The organism is Piscinibacter lacus, from assembly GCF_016735685.1.
Taxonomy (GTDB): Bacteria; Pseudomonadota; Gammaproteobacteria; order Burkholderiales; family Burkholderiaceae_C; genus Aquariibacter; species Aquariibacter lacus.
On record NZ_JAERRA010000001.1, the window covers coordinates 559,237 to 575,775 of the forward strand.

The 16,539-nt window shown below is 72.1% G+C and carries 15 protein-coding genes; 2 read left to right on the top strand and 13 right to left on the bottom strand.

The window, feature by feature from the left end; translation table 11 throughout:
* Positions 1-116: 116 nt before the first annotated feature.
* From groL to purE, 7 genes are all read right to left on the bottom strand, one after another.
* Positions 117-1,760: a chaperonin GroEL gene (groL, locus tag JI742_RS02565; protein WP_201823754.1), complete on the bottom strand. Its 1,644-nt coding sequence runs from the start codon at positions 1,758-1,760 to the stop codon at positions 117-119.
* A 70-nt stretch (positions 1,761-1,830) separates the two neighbouring features.
* Positions 1,831-2,121: a co-chaperone GroES gene (locus JI742_RS02570; protein ID WP_201823756.1), complete on the bottom strand. Its 291-nt coding sequence runs from the start codon at positions 2,119-2,121 to the stop codon at positions 1,831-1,833.
* 257 nt (positions 2,122-2,378) lie between these two features.
* The gene (ribA, locus tag JI742_RS02575; RefSeq protein WP_236676749.1) at positions 2,379-3,581 is read right to left on the bottom strand and encodes a GTP cyclohydrolase II; all 1,203 of its coding nucleotides are present in this window, start codon (positions 3,579-3,581) and stop codon (positions 2,379-2,381) included.
* A gap of 64 nt (positions 3,582-3,645) precedes the next feature.
* Positions 3,646-4,620, bottom strand: a complete 975-nt coding sequence (locus tag JI742_RS02580) for an SGNH/GDSL hydrolase family protein (RefSeq protein ID WP_201823758.1) — start codon at positions 4,618-4,620, stop codon at positions 3,646-3,648.
* Between the two features lie 42 nt (positions 4,621-4,662).
* On the bottom strand, positions 4,663-5,649 hold the full coding sequence (locus JI742_RS02585) for an L-threonylcarbamoyladenylate synthase (RefSeq protein WP_201826313.1): 987 nt from the start codon (positions 5,647-5,649) through the stop codon (positions 4,663-4,665).
* 59 nt (positions 5,650-5,708) lie between these two features.
* Positions 5,709-6,899 (bottom strand): 5-(carboxyamino)imidazole ribonucleotide synthase, encoded by a 1,191-nt coding sequence (locus tag JI742_RS02590; protein ID WP_201823760.1) that lies wholly within the window; start codon positions 6,897-6,899, stop codon positions 5,709-5,711.
* Between the two features lie 72 nt (positions 6,900-6,971).
* Complete coding sequence (gene purE, locus JI742_RS02595; protein ID WP_201823762.1) at positions 6,972-7,502, bottom strand: 5-(carboxyamino)imidazole ribonucleotide mutase; 531 nt, start codon at positions 7,500-7,502, stop codon at positions 6,972-6,974.
* A 161-nt stretch (positions 7,503-7,663) separates the two neighbouring features.
* On the opposite strand from purE, the gene JI742_RS02600 reads away from it, so the two are divergent.
* A complete protein-coding gene (locus JI742_RS02600; protein WP_201823763.1) occupies positions 7,664-8,608 on the top strand; it encodes a tetratricopeptide repeat protein in 945 nt (314 codons plus the stop codon).
* 34 nt (positions 8,609-8,642) lie between these two features.
* On the opposite strand, the gene JI742_RS02605 is transcribed toward JI742_RS02600, so the two are convergent.
* From JI742_RS02605 to fba, 3 genes are read right to left on the bottom strand one after another with little or no spacing between them, the layout of a single operon-like run.
* Positions 8,643-9,770 (bottom strand): tetratricopeptide repeat protein, encoded by a 1,128-nt coding sequence (locus tag JI742_RS02605; protein ID WP_201823764.1) that lies wholly within the window; start codon positions 9,768-9,770, stop codon positions 8,643-8,645.
* Between the two features lie 11 nt (positions 9,771-9,781).
* Complete coding sequence (locus JI742_RS02610) at positions 9,782-10,690, bottom strand: phosphoribosylaminoimidazolesuccinocarboxamide synthase (protein WP_201826315.1); 909 nt, start codon at positions 10,688-10,690, stop codon at positions 9,782-9,784.
* 20 nt (positions 10,691-10,710) lie between these two features.
* Complete coding sequence (gene fba / locus JI742_RS02615) at positions 10,711-11,775, bottom strand: class II fructose-bisphosphate aldolase (RefSeq protein WP_201823765.1); 1,065 nt, start codon at positions 11,773-11,775, stop codon at positions 10,711-10,713.
* A 253-nt stretch (positions 11,776-12,028) separates the two neighbouring features.
* Here fba and JI742_RS02620 point away from each other — a divergent pair, with 253 nt between their 5' ends.
* Entirely contained in the window at positions 12,029-13,360 is a 1,332-nt protein-coding gene (locus JI742_RS02620; protein ID WP_201823766.1) for a hypothetical protein, read from the top strand.
* Positions 13,361-13,399: 39 nt separating this feature from the next.
* Here JI742_RS02620 and pyk read toward each other — a convergent pair whose 3' ends face one another.
* From pyk to JI742_RS02635, 3 genes are all read right to left on the bottom strand, one after another.
* Complete coding sequence (pyk, locus tag JI742_RS02625) at positions 13,400-14,830, bottom strand: pyruvate kinase (protein ID WP_201823767.1); 1,431 nt, start codon at positions 14,828-14,830, stop codon at positions 13,400-13,402.
* 95 nt (positions 14,831-14,925) lie between these two features.
* Positions 14,926-16,119, bottom strand: coding sequence for a phosphoglycerate kinase (locus tag JI742_RS02630; RefSeq protein WP_201823768.1), 1,194 nt, complete (start codon positions 16,117-16,119; stop codon positions 14,926-14,928).
* 55 nt (positions 16,120-16,174) lie between these two features.
* On the bottom strand, positions 16,175-16,534 hold the full coding sequence (locus JI742_RS02635) for an AzlD domain-containing protein (RefSeq protein ID WP_201823769.1): 360 nt from the start codon (positions 16,532-16,534) through the stop codon (positions 16,175-16,177).
* Positions 16,535-16,539 lie beyond the last annotated feature (5 nt).

A 16,539-nucleotide genomic window follows, 5' to 3' on the forward strand; every position in this document is an offset into this window, starting at 1 on the left:
CGGCGGAAAAGAAAAGGGCTCCCCGAAGGGAGCCCTTGTGCTGTGGGCAGCGGGGGACAGAGCCCCGGGGTGCAAGTCGGCGGATTTCCCGGCGCAGGCCGGGAAATCCGTCCGACTTACATATCCATGCCCATGCCGCCCATGCCGCCCATGGCACCGCCGCCCATGGCCGGGGCCTCGTCCTTCGGGGCTTCGGCAACCATGCACTCGGTGGTCAGCATCAGGCTGGCGACCGAGGCCGCGTTCTGCAGCGCGGTGCGGGTGACCTTGGTGGGATCCAGGATGCCCATCTCGATCATGTCGCCGTAGGTGTCGTTGGCGGCATTGAAGCCGTAGTTGCCCGAGCCGCTCAGCACGGCATTGACGACCACGCTGGGTTCGCCGCCGGCGTTGTAGACGATCTCGCGCAGCGGGGCTTCGATGGCCTTCAGCACCAGCTTGATGCCGGCGTCCTGGTCGGCATTGGCGCCTTCGATCTTGCCGGCGGCTTGCTTGGCACGCAGCAGGGCGACGCCGCCACCGGCGACGATGCCCTCTTCCACGGCGGCACGGGTGGCGTGCAGCGCGTCTTCCACGCGGGCCTTCTTTTCCTTCATCTCGACTTCGGTGGCGGCACCGACCTTGATGACGGCGACACCGCCGGCCAGCTTGGCCACGCGCTCTTGCAGCTTCTCGCGGTCGTAGTCGCTGGTGGCTTCCTCGATCTGGATGCGGATCTGCTTGACGCGGGCTTCGATGTCCGCGGCAGCGCCGGCACCGTCGATGATGGTGGTGTTTTCCTTGCCCACTTCGACGCGCTTGGCCTGGCCCAGGTCGGCCAGGGTGACCTTCTCCAGCGTCAGGCCGACTTCCTCGGCGATGACCTTGCCGCCGGTCAGGATGGCGATGTCTTCCAGCATGGCCTTGCGGCGGTCGCCGAAGCCCGGCGCCTTGACGGCGACGACCTTCAGGATGCCGCGGATGGTGTTGACCACCAGGGTGGCCAGCGCCTCACCGTCGACTTCTTCCGCGATGATCAGCAGCGGGCGGCCGGCCTTGGCCACTTGCTCCAGCGTGGGCAGCAGGTCACGGATGTTGCTGATCTTCTTGTCGAAGAGCAGCACGAAGGGGTTGTCCAGGATCGCCGACTGCTTCTCGGGGTTGTTGATGAAGTAGGGCGACAGGTAGCCGCGGTCGAACTGCATGCCCTCGACGACATCCAGCTCGTTGTTCAGGCTCTTGCCGTCTTCGACGGTGATGACGCCTTCCTTGCCGACCTTGTCCATCGCGCGGGCGATGATCTCGCCGACGTCGCTGTCGCTGTTGGCCGAGATGGTGCCGACCTGGGCGATTTCCTTGCTGGTCGTGGTGGCCTTGCTGGCCTTCTTCAGCTCGGCGACCAGGGCGGTGACCGCCTTGTCGATGCCGCGCTTGAGGTCCATCGGGTTCATGCCGGCGGCCACGTACTTCATGCCTTCGCGCACGATGGCCTGGGCCAGCACGGTGGCGGTGGTGGTGCCGTCACCGGCGTTGTCGCTGGTCTTGGAAGCGACTTCCTTGACCATCTGGGCGCCCATGTTCTGGAGCTTGTCCTTCAGCTCGATTTCCTTGGCGACCGACACACCGTCCTTGGTGACGGTGGGGGCGCCGAAGGAGCGCTCGAGGACCACGTTGCGGCCCTTGGGGCCCAGGGTGACCTTGACCGCATTGGCCAGGATGTTCACGCCTTCGACCATGCGGGCGCGGGCGTCGCCGCCGAAGATGACGTCTTTAGCTGCCATGTTGGATCTCCGAATTCAGTGTGTGTGGGTGCGGTGAGCGGTGTGCAAGCGCAGGGGCTTGCCACGCGGCTTACTTTTCGACGACGGCGAAGAGGTCCTCTTCGCGCATGACCAGCAGCTCGTCGCCGTCGACCTTGACGGTCTGGCCCGAGTACTTGCCGAACAGGACGCGGTCGCCGACCTTGATGTTCAGGGCGACGAAATCGCCCTTGTCATTGCGCTTGCCCGGGCCGACGGCCAGGACTTCGCCCTGGTCCGGCTTCTCGGCCGCGTTGTCGGGAATGAAGATGCCCGAGGCAGTCTTGGTTTCTTGTTCGAGGCGCTTGACGATCACGCGGTCGTGCAGGGGGCGAAGCTTCATGGGGGCTCCTCAACGGAAGTCGTGGTGGACGCGGCGGCACGATGAACGGGCCACCGCAAGGCAAGAGAGGCTGCGGGTCCGGTGGGGCATCTCGCAGCGTTAGCACTCACGGTGTATGAGTGCTAGCAATCGGATTATAGGGACGGGCCCCGGGCTTTCAAGAGGCGGGATTTCGCGCCCGGCCGGCAGGGACCGCCGGGCGCGAACTGCGCGGGCCGATTCAGGGGCCGGCCGGGCCGTGCGGCGGCCCGGCGGCTTCAGGCCTGCTCGTCGTCGCGCAGGTGGCCGGCGCGGTCGCGCTTGGTGGCGAGGTAGCGGGCGTTGTGCGGATTGCTCGGCACGACCAGCGGCAGCCGGTCGACCACGTCGATGCCGGCCGCGCGCAGCGCATCGATCTTGGCCGGGTTGTTGGTCAGCAGCCGGATGCGGGCGATGCCCAGGGCATCGAGCATGGCCGCCGCCGCCTGGAAGTCGCGCTCGTCGGCGCGGAAGCCGAGGTAGCGGTCGGCATCCAGCGTATCCAGGCCGGTGTCCTGCAGCCGGTAGGCCCTGAGCTTGCTGGCCAGGCCGGTGCCCCGGCCTTCCTGGGCCAGGTAGAGCAGCACGCCGCCCGATTCGGCCAGGCGCGCGATGGCGCCCTGAAGCTGGTCGCCGCAATCGCAGCGCAGGCTGCCGAGCAGGTCGCCGGTGAAGCAGGAGGAGTGCAGGCGCACCGGCACCGGCTGGCTGCGGTCGGGCTGGCCGACGACGAGCGCGAGGTGCTCGGTCTCGCCGTGCAGCTCGCGGAACAGCACCAGGGTGCAGTCCTCATGCGCGGCGATCGGCACATGCGCGTCGCTCAGGCGGCGCAGCAGGGCGCGCGGCGCGCCGCGGGCGGCGTCGATGGCCTGCGGCGCGATCTCCACCAAGCCATCGGCCACGGCCGCATCCAGGGTGTCGGCCGGCAGCGCCAGGTGCAGCAGGGCCGGGCTGAGGGGGCCGAGCTTGACCAGGCGCAGGGCGGCCTGCTCGGCGGCATCGGCCGGTCGGGCCTCGGCCAGCCAGGCCGCCCGGCGCTCGGCCGGCCAGTCCAGGCCCCAGGCGCCGCCGGGCGCCTGGTCGGGGCGCGCCTGCACGGCGGCCAGGGCTTGCAGGCCGGCCAGGTCCAGGTCGGCTGGCAGCGGCAGGTGGGCGGCCACCAGGTCGCCGCGCTGGCCCAGGGCCTGCAGCCGCTCGGCGCTCAGCAGCAGGCGTAGCGCGCCTCGGCCGCTTTGCCAGCGCGACCAGCCCGCGGCGCCCAGGGTCTCGACCGCAGCCACCAGCAGGCCGGGCTGGCCGGGGCCGGCCCGCAGGGCCAGGGGACGGCCGTGCTGCAACTCGGTGCGGGCGCGGTCCATGCGCAGGGCGCGGCGCTCGACATCGTCGAAGGACCAGCCGGGCAGGCCGGCGGCAGGGGAAACGGGGGACGGGTCGGCGCTCATCGGTCAGGCATGCCGGGCCGGCCGGCCCGCAGGGGCATGGCCGGCCCGGCGCGGGCAGCGGAACTCAGAAGGGATTGGTCTCGACCCGGTTGATCGCACGCAGGCCGATGATGTCGTGCGCGGTCACGCCGAAGTGGCGGTCGCTGACCCAGAGGTGGTTGGTCTCGTTGGCGGCCGAGATCAGGGTGTCGTCGAAGCAGTTCGGCACGGCCGTCGTGCAGGCCGCATTCACCGCATTGCCGCCACTGCCCAGACTGCTCGGGCTGTCGGCCAGCAGGCCGACGCGGTCGCCGATGTCGACCAGGCCGATCAGGCGACCGTCGTTGATCACGGTGGCACGCAGGCCGGTGTTGAAGGCCTCGGTCATGTTGCGCAGCACGGTCTGCGGATTGAAGACCGAGGAGGTCTGCGCACGGCCCCAGGGCGTCAGGTTCAGGTTCGGCAGGGTGCCGAACAGCACCCGCACATCGGCCTGCGCCAGGCGGTTGATCTGGAGGCCGAGGCGGTTGCCCAGCTCGCGCGCCGTTGCAACGGCCGCAGTGGCCTGGGCCGCCGTGTTGATCGTGCCGTAGAGCGCGATCAAGTCGTTCTGCCCGGTGTAGACCGTGGCCAGGTCGCCCTCGGCAATCGACGTGCCGGCCAGGAAGGTGGTGATCCGGGTTTCCAGGTCGGGGATGGTTCCGCCGACGGTGGCGAGCATGGTGCCGCGCGGGCTGGCTTCCTCGGTGACCGGCAGAGGGCACTGGCTGAAGCCGATGTTCAGCTCCCGGCCGAGCTGCTGCACCCAGATCGGGTTGTCCAGGCAGTTGACGCTGCTGTCGGCATTGCGGGTGTTGACGGTGTAGCGCCGGCCGGCCGGGCCGCCCGAGCTGCCGAGGATGATGTTGGTCTCGTCGCCGAAGACGAAGAGCCGCTTCGCGTCGAAGGGGTCCACCAGATCGCCGCCCCCGCCGCAGGCGACCAGCAGGGCGGCGGCTGCCGCGGCCAGGGTGGCAGAGAGCCCGGTGCGCATGCGGCGCAGGGGGGAGGTGGCTTGCATGGTGTCTCCAGCGGAAGAAGTGGGGGCCGGGGGCGCAGCGGCTCAGGCTGCGGCGCGGCGCAGGCGGTCGCGCACGCCCGCCCAGTCGGCGGTATCCGGAGGGGTCTCGACCCAGATCGCCGCCGGATGTCCGGCGTCCAGGCGGCGCAGATCGGCAAACAGGGCCTGGGCCGCGGCCGCCGGCTCGGCCGGCATCCGAAGCTCGGCCAGCGCGGGCGGCAGCGCCAGGCGGGCGCGAGCATAAACCGCGGGCGCGGGCGCGTCGCCGGGCAGGCGCTCCAGCGCCGCTTGCAGGGCCTCGGCCGACATCAGCAGCAGCCGGGCACGCGGCGCGTAGTGCGAGGCCAGGGTGCCCGAGGCGCGCGGTGCGTCGGCATCGGGCGGCCGCACCGGCTCGCCGGCTGCGGCGGCCACCGCCTCGGCGCCGAGCTGGCCGGGGCGCAGCAGCACCGGCCGGCCGCGCGAGAGGTCGACGATGGTCGATTCGATGCCGACCGCGCAGGCGCCGCCGTCGAGGATCAGCAGCGCCTCCGGGCCGAGCGCGGCGAACTCGTCGAGCACATGGGCGGCGCGGGTCGGGCTGATGCGGCCGAAGCGGTTCGCGCTGGGCGCGGCCACGCCCGGCACGCCGCGTGCGGCCGCTGCGCGCAGCAGGGCGCGGGCCACGGGGTGGTCGGGGCAGCGCAGGCCCAGGCTGTCCTGGCCGCCGGCCGCGGCTTCGGCCAGGCCGGCGCGGCGCGGCAGGATCAGGGTCAGCGGCCCCGGCCAGAAGGCCGCGGCCAGGCGCTGCGCGAGCGGTGGCCAGTCGCGGGTGAAGGCGACCGCATCTTGCGGCTCGGCCACATGCACGATCAGCGGATGGTCGGCCGGCCGGCCCTTGGCCGCGTAGATGGCGGCGACGGCTGCGGCCTCGTCGGCCCGCGCGCCCAGGCCGTAGACGGTCTCGGTCGGGAAGGCGACGAGGCGGCCGGCCGCCAGCCGCTCAGCGGCCTCGGCCAGCGCCTCGGCGGACGCGCCGTCACGCAGCAGGGGGCCGGGGGCAGCGGCGTTCACGGCAGGCGACAAGGCAGGGGCCGGCGCGGGGCGGCTCAGAAGGCCGGCAGACCCAGCAGCGCCGCCGCCTGCAGCGCGGCCGCGCGGGCTTGCTCGGCGGTGGCGGCGGTGAAGGTCAGGTGGCCCATCTTGCGGCCCTTGCGGGCGCTGGACTTGCCGTAGAGGTGCAGGTGCGCGCCGGGCAGGGCCAGCACGCCGGCCCAGTCGGGCGTGCGCTCGCGGCCTTCGGCATCGAACCACAGGTCGCCGAGCAGGTTCAGCATCACGGCCGGCGAGTGCAGGCGCGGCGCGACCAGGGGCAGGCCGGTCATGCAGCGCACTTGCAGCTCGAACTGCGACACATCGCAACTGTCGATGCTGTGGTGGCCGGAGTTGTGCGGCCGCGGCGCCATCTCGTTGGCCACGAGCTGGCCGCCCTGGAGCACGAAGAACTCGACGCAGAGCACGCCGACATAGCGCAGTCCGTCGGCGATCCTGGCCGCGGCAGCCACCGCCTCCTCGGCCAGGGCGGCGGAGACGCCGGGCGCCGGCACCTCGGTCACGGCCAGGATGCCGTCCCGGTGCAGATTGCGCTGCACCGGCAGATGCACGGTCATGCCGTGCGCATCGCGGGCCAGCACGACGCTGATCTCGAAGTCCAGCGCAAGCATCTGCTCCAGCACGCAGGGCACGCCCTTGAGCGTGGCCCAGGCGGCGTCCAGCTCGGCGCGGTTGCGCACGCGGACCTGGCCCTTGCCGTCATAGCCCATGCGGGCCGTCTTGAGGATGCCGGGCAGCAGGCCCTCTGGCACGGCGGCAAGCTGGGCCGCCGTCTCGACCACCGCATGCGGCGCACAGGGCACGCCGCAGCGGACGATGTGGGCCTTCTCCTTGGCCCGGTCTTGGCAGACGGCCACCGATTCGGCATCCGGCGCGGCCGGCAGGTGGGCGCCCAGGGTGAAGAGCGCACCGGCCGGCACGTTCTCGAATTCGGTGGTGATCGCCGCGCAGCGCTTGAGCATCTGCGCCAGGCCCTGCTCGTCCAGATAGTCGGCCTGCACATGCACATGCGAGACGAGGCCGGCCGGGCTGGCCACGTCCGGGTCCATCACCGCGGTGAAGTAGCCCAGGCGCTGCGCCGCATGCGCAAACATGCGGCCGAGCTGGCCGCCGCCCATCACGCCCAGGGTGCTGGACTGCGCGCCGACATCGGCGGCCGCGGGCAGGAGGGTCTTGGAAATCGGCATCGGGGGACTCGCAATCGGGACAGGCATCGGGGCGTGCGCCATGCGCCGGCCCGGTGAAGGGGGCGGAGGGCCTCAGGCCGGGGGCAGGGTCATGGCCTCGGCCGCAGCGGTCTGGCGGGCGCGGAAGGCATCGAGCCGGGCGGCCAGCTCGGGGTCGTCGACGGCCAGCATCGCCACCGCGAACAGCGCGGCATTGGCGGCGCCGGCCACGCCGATCGCGAAGGTGGCCACCGGCACGCCCTTGGGCATCTGCACGATGCTGTGCAGGGAATCGACCCCTTGCAGGTGCTTGCTCGGCACCGGCACGCCGAGCACGGGCACGGCGGTCTTGGCGGCCAGCATGCCCGGCAGGTGGGCCGCCCCGCCGGCCCCGGCGATGATGGCCTTCAGGCCGCGCGGGCGGGCCGTTTCGGCATAGCGGAAGAGCGTGTCGGGCATGCGGTGGGCCGAGACGACGCGGGCCTCATGGGCCACGCCGAACTCGGCGAGAATCGCGACCGCGTGTTGCATGACGTCCCAGTCGCTGCTGGAGCCCATGACCACGCCCACCGTCACCGTGGGATCGGCAGGCGGCGGGACGGGCGAAACGGCAGTCGGGACCATGACTCGAAGACTCCTCGGCGCGGCCGGGCACCGGCCCGGCATCGGCTGCGGCCAGGCGCCCAGCGCGCCCGACCGACCCGCGATTGTAGGGAGCGACCCCTGACCGGCCGGCCGGCCCCGCTCCGCCCCCCCTTGCGCCGACCTGCCTCACCCCGGACACCATGATCGACATCACCCTCGAGAACTTCCAGGCCGAGCTGATCGAGGCCTCGCTCGCCACCCCCGTGCTGCTCGACATCTGGGCGCCCTGGTGCGCGCCCTGCAAGGCCCTGGGTCCGGTGCTTGAAAAGCTCGAACGCGACTACGCCGGCCGCTTCACCCTGGCCAAGCTCGACAGCGACCAGGAGCCCGAGATCGCCGGCCAGCTCAGCCAGGCCTTCGGCGTGCGCTCGATTCCCTTCTGCGTGATGTTCGTCGGCGGCCAGCCGGTCGATGGCTTCGTCGGCGCCCTGCCCGAGGCCCAGATCCGCGACTTCCTCGACAAGCATGTGCCGCCCGCTGCCGACGCGGATGAGGAGGACTTGCCGGCCGCAGCCGAAGCAGGGCGGGACGAGGAGCCCGGCCCCTCGGCCGAGGCCGATCGGCTGTCCGTCGCGGTGGCCGCCGAGCCCGGCAACGACAAGCTGCGCGCCGACTGGGTCTTCAAGCTGATCGAGGCCGGCCGCCTGGCCGAGGCCCGCCAGGCCCTGGCGCCGCTCCAGCCCAAGCTGGCCTTCGACGCCCGTGCCGCCGCCCTGGCCCTGTGCCTGGACGCGCACGAGGCCGCGCCCGGCGCCGATGCCGAGGCCCTGGCCGCGGCCATCGCGGCCAACCGCCGCGACTTTGCCGCCCGCCATGCCCTCGCCCAGGTCCACTGGGCGGCCGGCCGGCCGACCGCGGCGATGGACGAGCTGCTCGAAATCCTGATGCGCGACAAGACCTGGAACGGCGAGCTGGCGCGCCGCAGCTATGTCGCGATCCTGGAGCTGATGGGCAAGGCCGCGCCCGCGCCCACCGCCGCCGCGCCGGCGGCGGGCAAGCTGGAGATCGCCGGCCGCGCGGCCGTGAGCTCGGCCGATCCCGTGCTCGACCAGTACCGCCGCAAGCTCTCGATGGCGCTGTTCTGACGCGGCTCCGCGGCGCGGGCTGCGCCGCGGGGGCTCAGAGCACGGTCTGGCGCAAGGCCGCGTCCAGGGCGGTCAGCACGCGCTGCTGGTTCTCGCCGAAGCGGGCCAGCTCCTGCTGGGCCTCGGCCTCATGCTGCTGCGCCAGGGCCTCGTCGCCGAAGGCGGCATGCAGCCGCGCAAGGCGGCCCAGCGCCACCGTGCGATCGTCCTGCGCGCAATCGTGCGCCGCCAGGGCGGCGGCCGAACGGTCGGCATGCCGGCGTGCGCCCTCGACATCGCCAAGCTGAAGCCGGCACCAGGCCCAGTCGCCCAGCAGCAGCGCCAGGTAGCGCTGCACGCCGTCGAGGCCGGGCTCGGCATCGAGATGGCGGCTGAACAGGGCATCGGCCTCGGCCCAGCGGCCCTGGGTGGTCAGGAGCTGGGCTTCCAGCAGCGGCGTGAGCTGCTGCAGGGCCTGGGCGCCGGTGCGGCGGTCGAAGTGCTCGCTGGACTGCGCGCTCATCACCGCCTGGCGGATGGTGCTGGAGCTTTCGGGCATCGGCGTGCCGAAGATCGAGGCCATGCGGCATTGGTTGCCGCTGGTCCAGGCGCGCGTGTACATCAGCGCGCTGAGCGTCTGCACATCGCCTTCGGCGCTGGCGTGCTGGTGGGCGCGCTGGTACCAGGGCTGGGCCAGGTCGACGCGGAAGGCGTAGTGGTAGTTCAGCGCGATCAGCATCGCCACCCGCGCCCGCACGCCATGCTGCTGCGGGGTGGATTCCTGCAGGGCCTGGCTCAGCAGGCGCACCATGGGCTCGATCTCGTCATCGACGAAGGCCATCTGCGCCAGCCAGATCGCGCTCAGGGCGATCAGCGGGCGCAGCCGCGCGCGGTGCGCGAGGTCCATGGCCTGTGAGAAGGCGGTGCGGTGGCTGGTGTCGGCGCCGCGGTAGTAGCCCAGCGTGCCGTCGAGCAGCTTCAGCCAGATCTCCAGACCGGGCGCGGGATGGCGCTGGGCCTCGACCGCCAGGGCCTCGCGTTCCGCCGCAGCGCCGTCCATGTCGCCGAGGCGGGCGAGCAGGCAGGCCCGCTCAGCGCGCAGCATGGCGCAGGCGACCGGGTCGCGGGCCCGGATGATTTCGGTTTCCAGCCGCTGCTGCAGCCGCGAGGTGGGCGCGTTCACTGCCGCACCCCTCAGCGCGGACCGGTCAGCCGCTCCAGGGCCTCGCGGTAGGTGGCGGCGGTGGCCTCGGCGACTTCGGCCGGCAGCGTCGGCGCCGGGGCGCGCTTGTTCCAGGGCTGGCCGTCGATGCGCACCGATTCGAGCCAGTCGCGCACGCCCTGCTTGTCGTAGCTCGGCGGGTTGCTGCCCTCGGCATAGCTGGCCAGGGGCCAGAAGCGCGAGGAATCGGGCGTCAGCACCTCGTCCATCAGGGTCAGGGTGCCGTGCTCGTCCAGGCCGAACTCGAACTTGGTGTCGGCAATGATGATGCCGCGTGTCAGCGCGTAGTCGGCGGCCTCGCGGTAGAGCTGGAGGGCGACGCGCCGCACGTCCTCGGCCCGCTCGCGGCCAATCAGGCCGGCCATGGTGTCGAAGTCGATGTTTTCGTCGTGGTCGCCCACCGCCGCCTTGGTCGCCGGGGTGAAGATGGGCTCGGGCAGCTTGCTGGCATTGCGCAGGCCGGCCGGCAGCTTCACGCCGCAGACGGCGCCGTTGTGCTGGTACTCCTTCCAGCCCGAGCCGGCCAGGTAGCCGCGCACCACGGCCTCGACGGGCAGGGGCTTCAGGCGCTTGACCAGCATCGAGCGGCCGCGCACCCGGGCCACCTCGTCGGCCGCCACCACGGCCTCCGGCGCCTCGCCGGTCAGGTGGTTGGGCACCACATGGCCGAGCTTGTCGAACCAGAACAGGGCCATCTGGGTGAGCAGCGCGCCCTTGCCCGGGATGGGCTGGTCGAGGATCACGTCGAAGGCGCTGAGCCGGTCGCTCGCCACCATCAGGATGCGGTCGTCGCCGACGGCATAGTTGTCCCGCACCTTGCCGCGCGCCAGCAGCGGCAGCGAGTGCAGGGGGGCGTCGTGGACGGCGGACGGGGGGGACAGGCTCACGCGCGCGGCTCCGCTCAGGCGACGACCTGGGCCAGCTCGCCGCGGGCATAGGCCGCGGCGATGTCGACCAGGCTGCGCGCCTTGATCTTGCCGGCCTGGCCTTCGCAGCCGAACTCCTGGTAGCGCGCCTTGCAGATGGCCTTGGCCGCTTCGCGGGCCGGCTTCAGCCATTCACGGGCGTCGAACTTGTCCGGATGCTCGGCCAGGAACTTGCGCACCGCGCCGGTCATGGCCATGCGGATGTCGGTGTCGATGTTGATCTTGCGCACGCCGTGCTTGATGGCTTCCTGGATCTCGGAAACCGGCACGCCGTAGGTCTGCTTCATCTGACCGCCGTACTGGTTGATGATCGCCAGCAGCTCCTGCGGCACGCTGGAGCTGCCGTGCATCACCAGGTGGGTGTTGGGGATGCGGGCGTGGATTGCCTTCACGCGGCTGATGGCCAGGATGTCGCCGGTGGGCGGGCGGCTGAACTTGTAGGCGCCGTGGCTGGTGCCGATGGCAATCGCCAGCGCGTCGAGCTGGGTGGCCTTCACGAACTGGGCGGCCTCTTCCGGGTCGGTCAGCATCTGGCTGTGGTCCAGCTTGCCCTCGGCGCCGATGCCGTCTTCCTCGCCGGCCTCGCCGGTTTCCAGGTTGCCCAGGCAGCCCAGCTCGCCTTCGACGGTGACGCCGACCTTGTGCGCCATCTCGACGACCTTGCGGGTCACCTCGACGTTGTAGTCGAAGGAGGCCGGGGTCTTGCCGTCTTCCTGCAGCGAGCCGTCCATCATCACCGAGCCGAAGCCCAGGTCGATCGCGCCAGCGCAGACCTTGGGCGAGGTGCCGTGATCCTGGTGCATGACCAGCGGAATCTCCGGATAGGCCTCGACGGCGGCCTGGATCAGGTGCTTGATGAAGGGCTCGCCCGCGTACTTCCGCGCCCCGGCGCTGGCCTGCAGGATGACCGGCGCGCCGACCTCGGCGGCCGCCGCCATCACGGCCTGGACCTGTTCCAGGTTGTTCACGTTGAAGGCCGGGATGCCATAGCCGTTTTCGGCGGCATGGTCCAGCAGCTGGCGCATCGAGACGAGGGGCATGAGGACTCCGGAAGTCGAAAGAAAACGAAAGGGAAATGGACGGAATATGAATTCGCGGCGATTTTAGGCGGCCGGCCTCCCCTGCCGAGGCCGCGATCCGCGGCAGCGGGGCCGCAACACCGCATCCCGGGGGCGACATCATCGCGGCGAAGATGCCAAGCGGCCCCGCGGAGGCGGGCCTGACGGCCGTCGGCACGCCCCGGCGGAGCCGGCGGCCCGCTCGTCCTGCCCTGACCTTGCAAGGAGCTTCGCCGTGAACCCTGTGTCCGAGCTGGCGCCGCCCGATCCGCTGGAGCTCTGGCGTGCGCCCGGGCCCTTCCTGCCCCCGACCCCGCCACAAGAGGCGGGCGATCCGCATCCCGCGGCCGGCCCGCTTGCCCGGCTGGAGCGCGTGTCGCTGCGCCTGGGCGCATTGATCTGGCTGCTGCTGCTGGTCGGCACGGCCGGCGGCGTGCTGCTGCCGCTGGCCCTCGGCCTGCTCATGCTGGCCTTGCGGCGCAGCGCCCGGCAGGACCGGGTCGCCCGCGAAGGCCTGCGGGTGCAGGCCCGCAGCCTGCCCGCCCTGCATGCGCGCTGGCAGGCCCTGGCCGGGCCCGCCGGCCCGCGCCAGCCGCAGCCCACCTTGTGGCTGATGCCGGCGCTGGAGACCGAGCCCGGCGAGCTTGGCCCGGCAGCGCGCGTGCTGCGCGGCGGCGAAGGGGGTGCGGTGCTGCTGCCGCGCGCCCTCGTCGATGCCCTGGCCGCGCAGCCGCAGGCCCTGGATTTCCACCTCGGCCGCGCCCTGGCCCGGCTGCACCATGCGCCGGCCTGGGCCGAGCTGCTGCGCCTGCCGGCTCGCGCCTTGCCGCTGCTGGGCCCGGCGCTGGATCGCGCCCGCGAGGCCGCCGCCGACCGTGCCGGCCTGCACGCCGTCGGCGGCGACCGCGATCTGGCCGCCCGCGCCCTGCTGGCGCCGGTGCTGGGCACGCTGCCGGCCCGCGCCCCGGCGCCGGACGAGGACGAGCCCTCCGTGCCCGGCCTGCTGGCCGCCTACCAGGCCCTGCGCGCGCCGGGCCGATCGCTGCAGGCCCGGCTGGCCGCGCTGCACGATTGGCCCGACCCGGGCCCGGCACCGCAGCCCGTGGCCTGGGCCCTGGCCCTGTTCACCCCGCATCCCGGCCGGGCGCCGGCCTGGGCCAGCCTGGCGGTCGGCGCAGCCGCGCTGCTGCTGCTGGCGGCCGCGCAGCCGGTGCTCGACGACCGTGCGGTGCGTCAGCGCCTGGCGCTCGCACATGAAGCGGCCCAGCCGGTGGCCGCCGCCGTCAGCGCCTACCACCGCCGCCACGGCCAGGGGCCGGCCGGCCTGGGCACGCTCGGCCTGCCCTCGGAGCTGCCGGGCCGCCTCGGCCGGATCGAGCTGGATGCTGCCAGCCTGGTGCTGACCCTGAGTACGCCCGACGGCATCCTGCTGCTGGAGCCGCGCCTGCGCACCGCCCAGGGCCTGCGCTGGTTCTGCGTGCCCGGCCCCGGCCTGGCCTTGCGCCAGGCGCCGGCCGCATGCCGTGGCGAGGGTCCGGTCTGGCCGGCGATCCCGCCCGGCCGCTGAGCTGCGCGGACCGGCCCCCGGCCGGCCCGCCTGCCGGCCTCAGGCCACCCGCATCACCTTGAGCATGTTGGTGCCGCCCGGGCGGCCCATCGGCTCGCCGATGGTGATGGCATAGGTGTCGCCCGACTTCAGCAGCCCGCGCTCGACCAGGATCTGCTCGGCCTTGGCCAGGGCCTGGTCGCGGTCGGTGCAGGCCTCCATCAGGATGGGCTGCACATTGCGGAAGAGCGCCATGCGGCGCTGGCTGGCGAGCTGCGAGGTCAGCGCGACGATCGGCACCTTGATCTTGTGCCGGCTCATCCAAAGCGCGGTCGAGCCCGATTCGGTCAGTGCGACGATGGCCTTGCAGTCCAGGTGCTCGGCGGTGAACAGCGCGCCCATCGCGATGCTCTGGTCGATGCGGGTGTAGTGGCGCTGGCTGAAGTCGGTGTCGAGCTGGGCCTCCTCGGCGCGCTCGGCCTCGGCGGCGATGGCGGCCATCTGCTCGATGGTCTCCAGCGGGTACTTGCCGGCGGCGGTCTCGGCGCTGAGCATGACGGCGTCGGTGCCGTCGAGCACGGCATTGGCCACGTCGCTGACCTCGGCCCGCGTCGGCACCGGGTTGACGATCATCGACTCCATCATCTGCGTCGCGGTGATGACCAGCTTGTCCAGCGCGCGGGCGCGCTTGATCATCTTTTTCTGCAGCGCCGGCACCGCGGCATTGCCGACCTCGACGGCCAGGTCACCGCGGGCGACCATGATCCCGTCGCTGGCCAGCAGGATCTCGTCGAGCAGCGGAATCGCCTCGCTGCGCTCGATCTTGGCGATCAGTGCCGCGCGGTGCTCGATCGGCTCGCCGGCCACGTCGGCTAGCTGCCGGGCCAGGATCATGTCGGAGGCGCTCTTCGGGAAGCTGACCGCCAGGTAGTCGCAGCGGATCGCCACGGCGGTCTTCAGGTCCTCCATGTCCTTGGCCGTCAGGGCCGGCGCGGTCAGGCCGCCGCCGAGCTTGTTGATGCCCTTGTTGTTCGACAGCTCGCCGCCGAGCTTCACCACGGTGTGCACCGCCTCGCCGGCCACATGGTCGACGGTCAGCACGATCAGGCCGTCGTTCAGCAGCAGGGTGTCGCCGGCCTTCACGTCGCGCGGCAGGCTCTTGTAGTCCAGGCCCACGGCCTGCACGTCGCCGGGCACCTTGCGGCCGGCGTCCAGCACGAAGGCGGCGCCGCGTTCCAGCATCACCTTGCCCTCGGCGAACTTGCCGACGCGGATCTTGGGGCCCTGCAGGTCGGCCATGATGGCCACTTCCTTGCCGACGCGCTGCGCGGCTTCGCGCACCAGGCGGGCGCGGTCGATGTGGTCCTGGGCCGTGCCGTGCGAGAAGTTCAGGCGCACGATGTCCACCCCTCCGCGCAGCATGCTCTCAAGCACCTCGGGCGAGGACGAGGCGGGGCCGAGGGTGGCGACGATCTTGGTGGCGCGGGTCATGGGGGCTTGTCTCCGGTTTCTTGACATTCTGTTCGCGGGCCAGCGAGCGACGACCCCGGGCCGGCCCGCGGGCGGGCCCGGGGCGTGCCTGCGCCTCAGCCGGCGGCGCGTTTCTCCAGGATCTCGAAGGCCGGCAGGGTCTTGCCTTCCAGCACTTCCAGGAAGGCGCCGCCGCCGGTGGAGATGTAGCCGATGTCGCGCTCGATGCCGTACTTGGCGATGGCCGCCAGCGTGTCGCCGCCGCCGGCGATGCTGAAGGCCGAGGAGTGGGCGATGGCCGCGGCCAGGGTGCGCGTGCCGCCGCTGAACTGGTCGTACTCGAACACGCCGACCGGGCCGTTCCAGACCACCGTGCCGGCACGGGCGATGATGCCCGCCAGCTCGGCCGCCGTCTTGGGACCGATGTCGAGGATCAGGTCGCTGGGCTGCACCGCGTCGGCGGCCACCTTGTTCGCGCGGGCCAGGGCCGAGAACTCGTCGGCGACCACCACATCGACCGGGATCGGCACCGCGGCGCCGCGCTCGCTCATCATCGCGATGATGGCCTTGGCGTCCTCGACCAGGTCGGGCTCGGCTAGGCTCTTGCCGATCGGGTGGCCGGCGGCCAGCAGGAAGGTGTTGGCGATGCCGCCGCCGACGATGAGCTGGTCGACCTTGCTGGCCAGCGACTTCAGGATCGACAGCTTGGTCGAGACCTTGCTGCCGGCGACGATGGCCACCAGCGGCCGGGCCGGCTCGGCCAGGGCCTTGTTGATCGCGTCGATCTCGGCGGCCAGCAGCGGGCCGGCGCAGGCCACCGGCGCGTACTGGGCGATGCCGTAGGTGCTGCCCTCGGCGCGGTGCGCGGTGCCGAAGGCGTCGTGCACGAAGATGTCGCAGAGCGCGGCCATCTTGCGGGCCAGCTCCTCGCTGTTCTTCTTCTCGCCCTTGTTCAGGCGGCAGTTCTCCAGCAGCACCACCTCGCCGGGCTTGACCTCGACCCCGTCGACCCACTTGGCCACCAGCGGCACCGGGCGGCCCAGCAGCTCGGCCAGGCGCTCGGCCACCGGGGCCAGCGAGTCCTCGGGCTTGAACTCGCCCTCGGTCGGGCGGCCGAGGTGGCTGGTCACCATCACCGCGGCGCCAGCGTCCAGGGCCTGCTGGATGCAGGGCACGCTGGCGCGGATGCGGGTGTCCTCGGTGATGCGGCCGGCCTCGTCCTGCGGCACGTTCAGGTCGGCGCGGATGAAGACGCGGCGGCCGGCGACGCGGCCTTCGGCGATCAGGTCGGTGAAGCGAAGCACATTCATCGGAAAAACCTCTTTCGATTGGATGGAAGGGAATGGAGGAAAGGGAAAAGGGGGGCTAGCTGCCGAGGCCGAAACCCAGGCGCAGCAGCAGCATCACGGCCATGCCGACGACGATGGTGCCGAGCAGGCCGCCGCGCAGCAGGAACCACAGGCCGGCGGCCAGCGCGGCCCAGAGCTGGGGCTCCAGCCAGGGCGCCTCGACCCACTGGCCCTGGCGCATCAGCACCTCGGGCAGCACCACTGCGGCCAGCGCAGCCACCGGCGCATAGCGCAGGCCGCGCTGCACGGCCGGGGGCAAGCGCAGTTCGCGCTCGGACAGGAAGAAGAAGCCGCGCGTGATCACCGTGATCAGCGTCAGGCCCCCGAAGGCGAGCAGGGCTTCGCCGAGGCTGAGCAGGGGGGCGCCCGGGCTCATGCGGA

Bases quoted from the DNA above. Each gene is read 5' to 3' on its own strand.
- groL (WP_201823754.1), bottom strand. From the start codon at position 1,760: ATGGCAGCTAAAGACGTCATCTTCGGCGGCGACGCCCGCGCCCGCATG.
- JI742_RS02570 (WP_201823756.1), bottom strand. From the start codon at position 2,121: ATGAAGCTTCGCCCCCTGCACGACCGCGTGATCGTCAAGCGCCTCGAA.
- ribA (WP_236676749.1), bottom strand. From the start codon at position 3,581: ATGAGCGCCGACCCGTCCCCCGTTTCCCCTGCCGCCGGCCTGCCCGGC.
- JI742_RS02580 (WP_201823758.1), bottom strand. From the start codon at position 4,620: ATGCAAGCCACCTCCCCCCTGCGCCGCATGCGCACCGGGCTCTCTGCC.
- JI742_RS02590 (WP_201823760.1), bottom strand. From the start codon at position 6,899: ATGCCGATTTCCAAGACCCTCCTGCCCGCGGCCGCCGATGTCGGCGCG.
- purE (WP_201823762.1), bottom strand. From the start codon at position 7,502: ATGGTCCCGACTGCCGTTTCGCCCGTCCCGCCGCCTGCCGATCCCACG.
- JI742_RS02600 (WP_201823763.1), top strand. From the start codon at position 7,664: ATGATCGACATCACCCTCGAGAACTTCCAGGCCGAGCTGATCGAGGCC.
- fba (WP_201823765.1), bottom strand. From the start codon at position 11,775: ATGCCCCTCGTCTCGATGCGCCAGCTGCTGGACCATGCCGCCGAAAAC.
- pyk (WP_201823767.1), bottom strand. From the start codon at position 14,830: ATGACCCGCGCCACCAAGATCGTCGCCACCCTCGGCCCCGCCTCGTCC.
- JI742_RS02630 (WP_201823768.1), bottom strand. From the start codon at position 16,119: ATGAATGTGCTTCGCTTCACCGACCTGATCGCCGAAGGCCGCGTCGCC.
- JI742_RS02635 (WP_201823769.1), bottom strand. From the start codon at position 16,534: ATGAGCCCGGGCGCCCCCCTGCTCAGCCTCGGCGAAGCCCTGCTCGCC.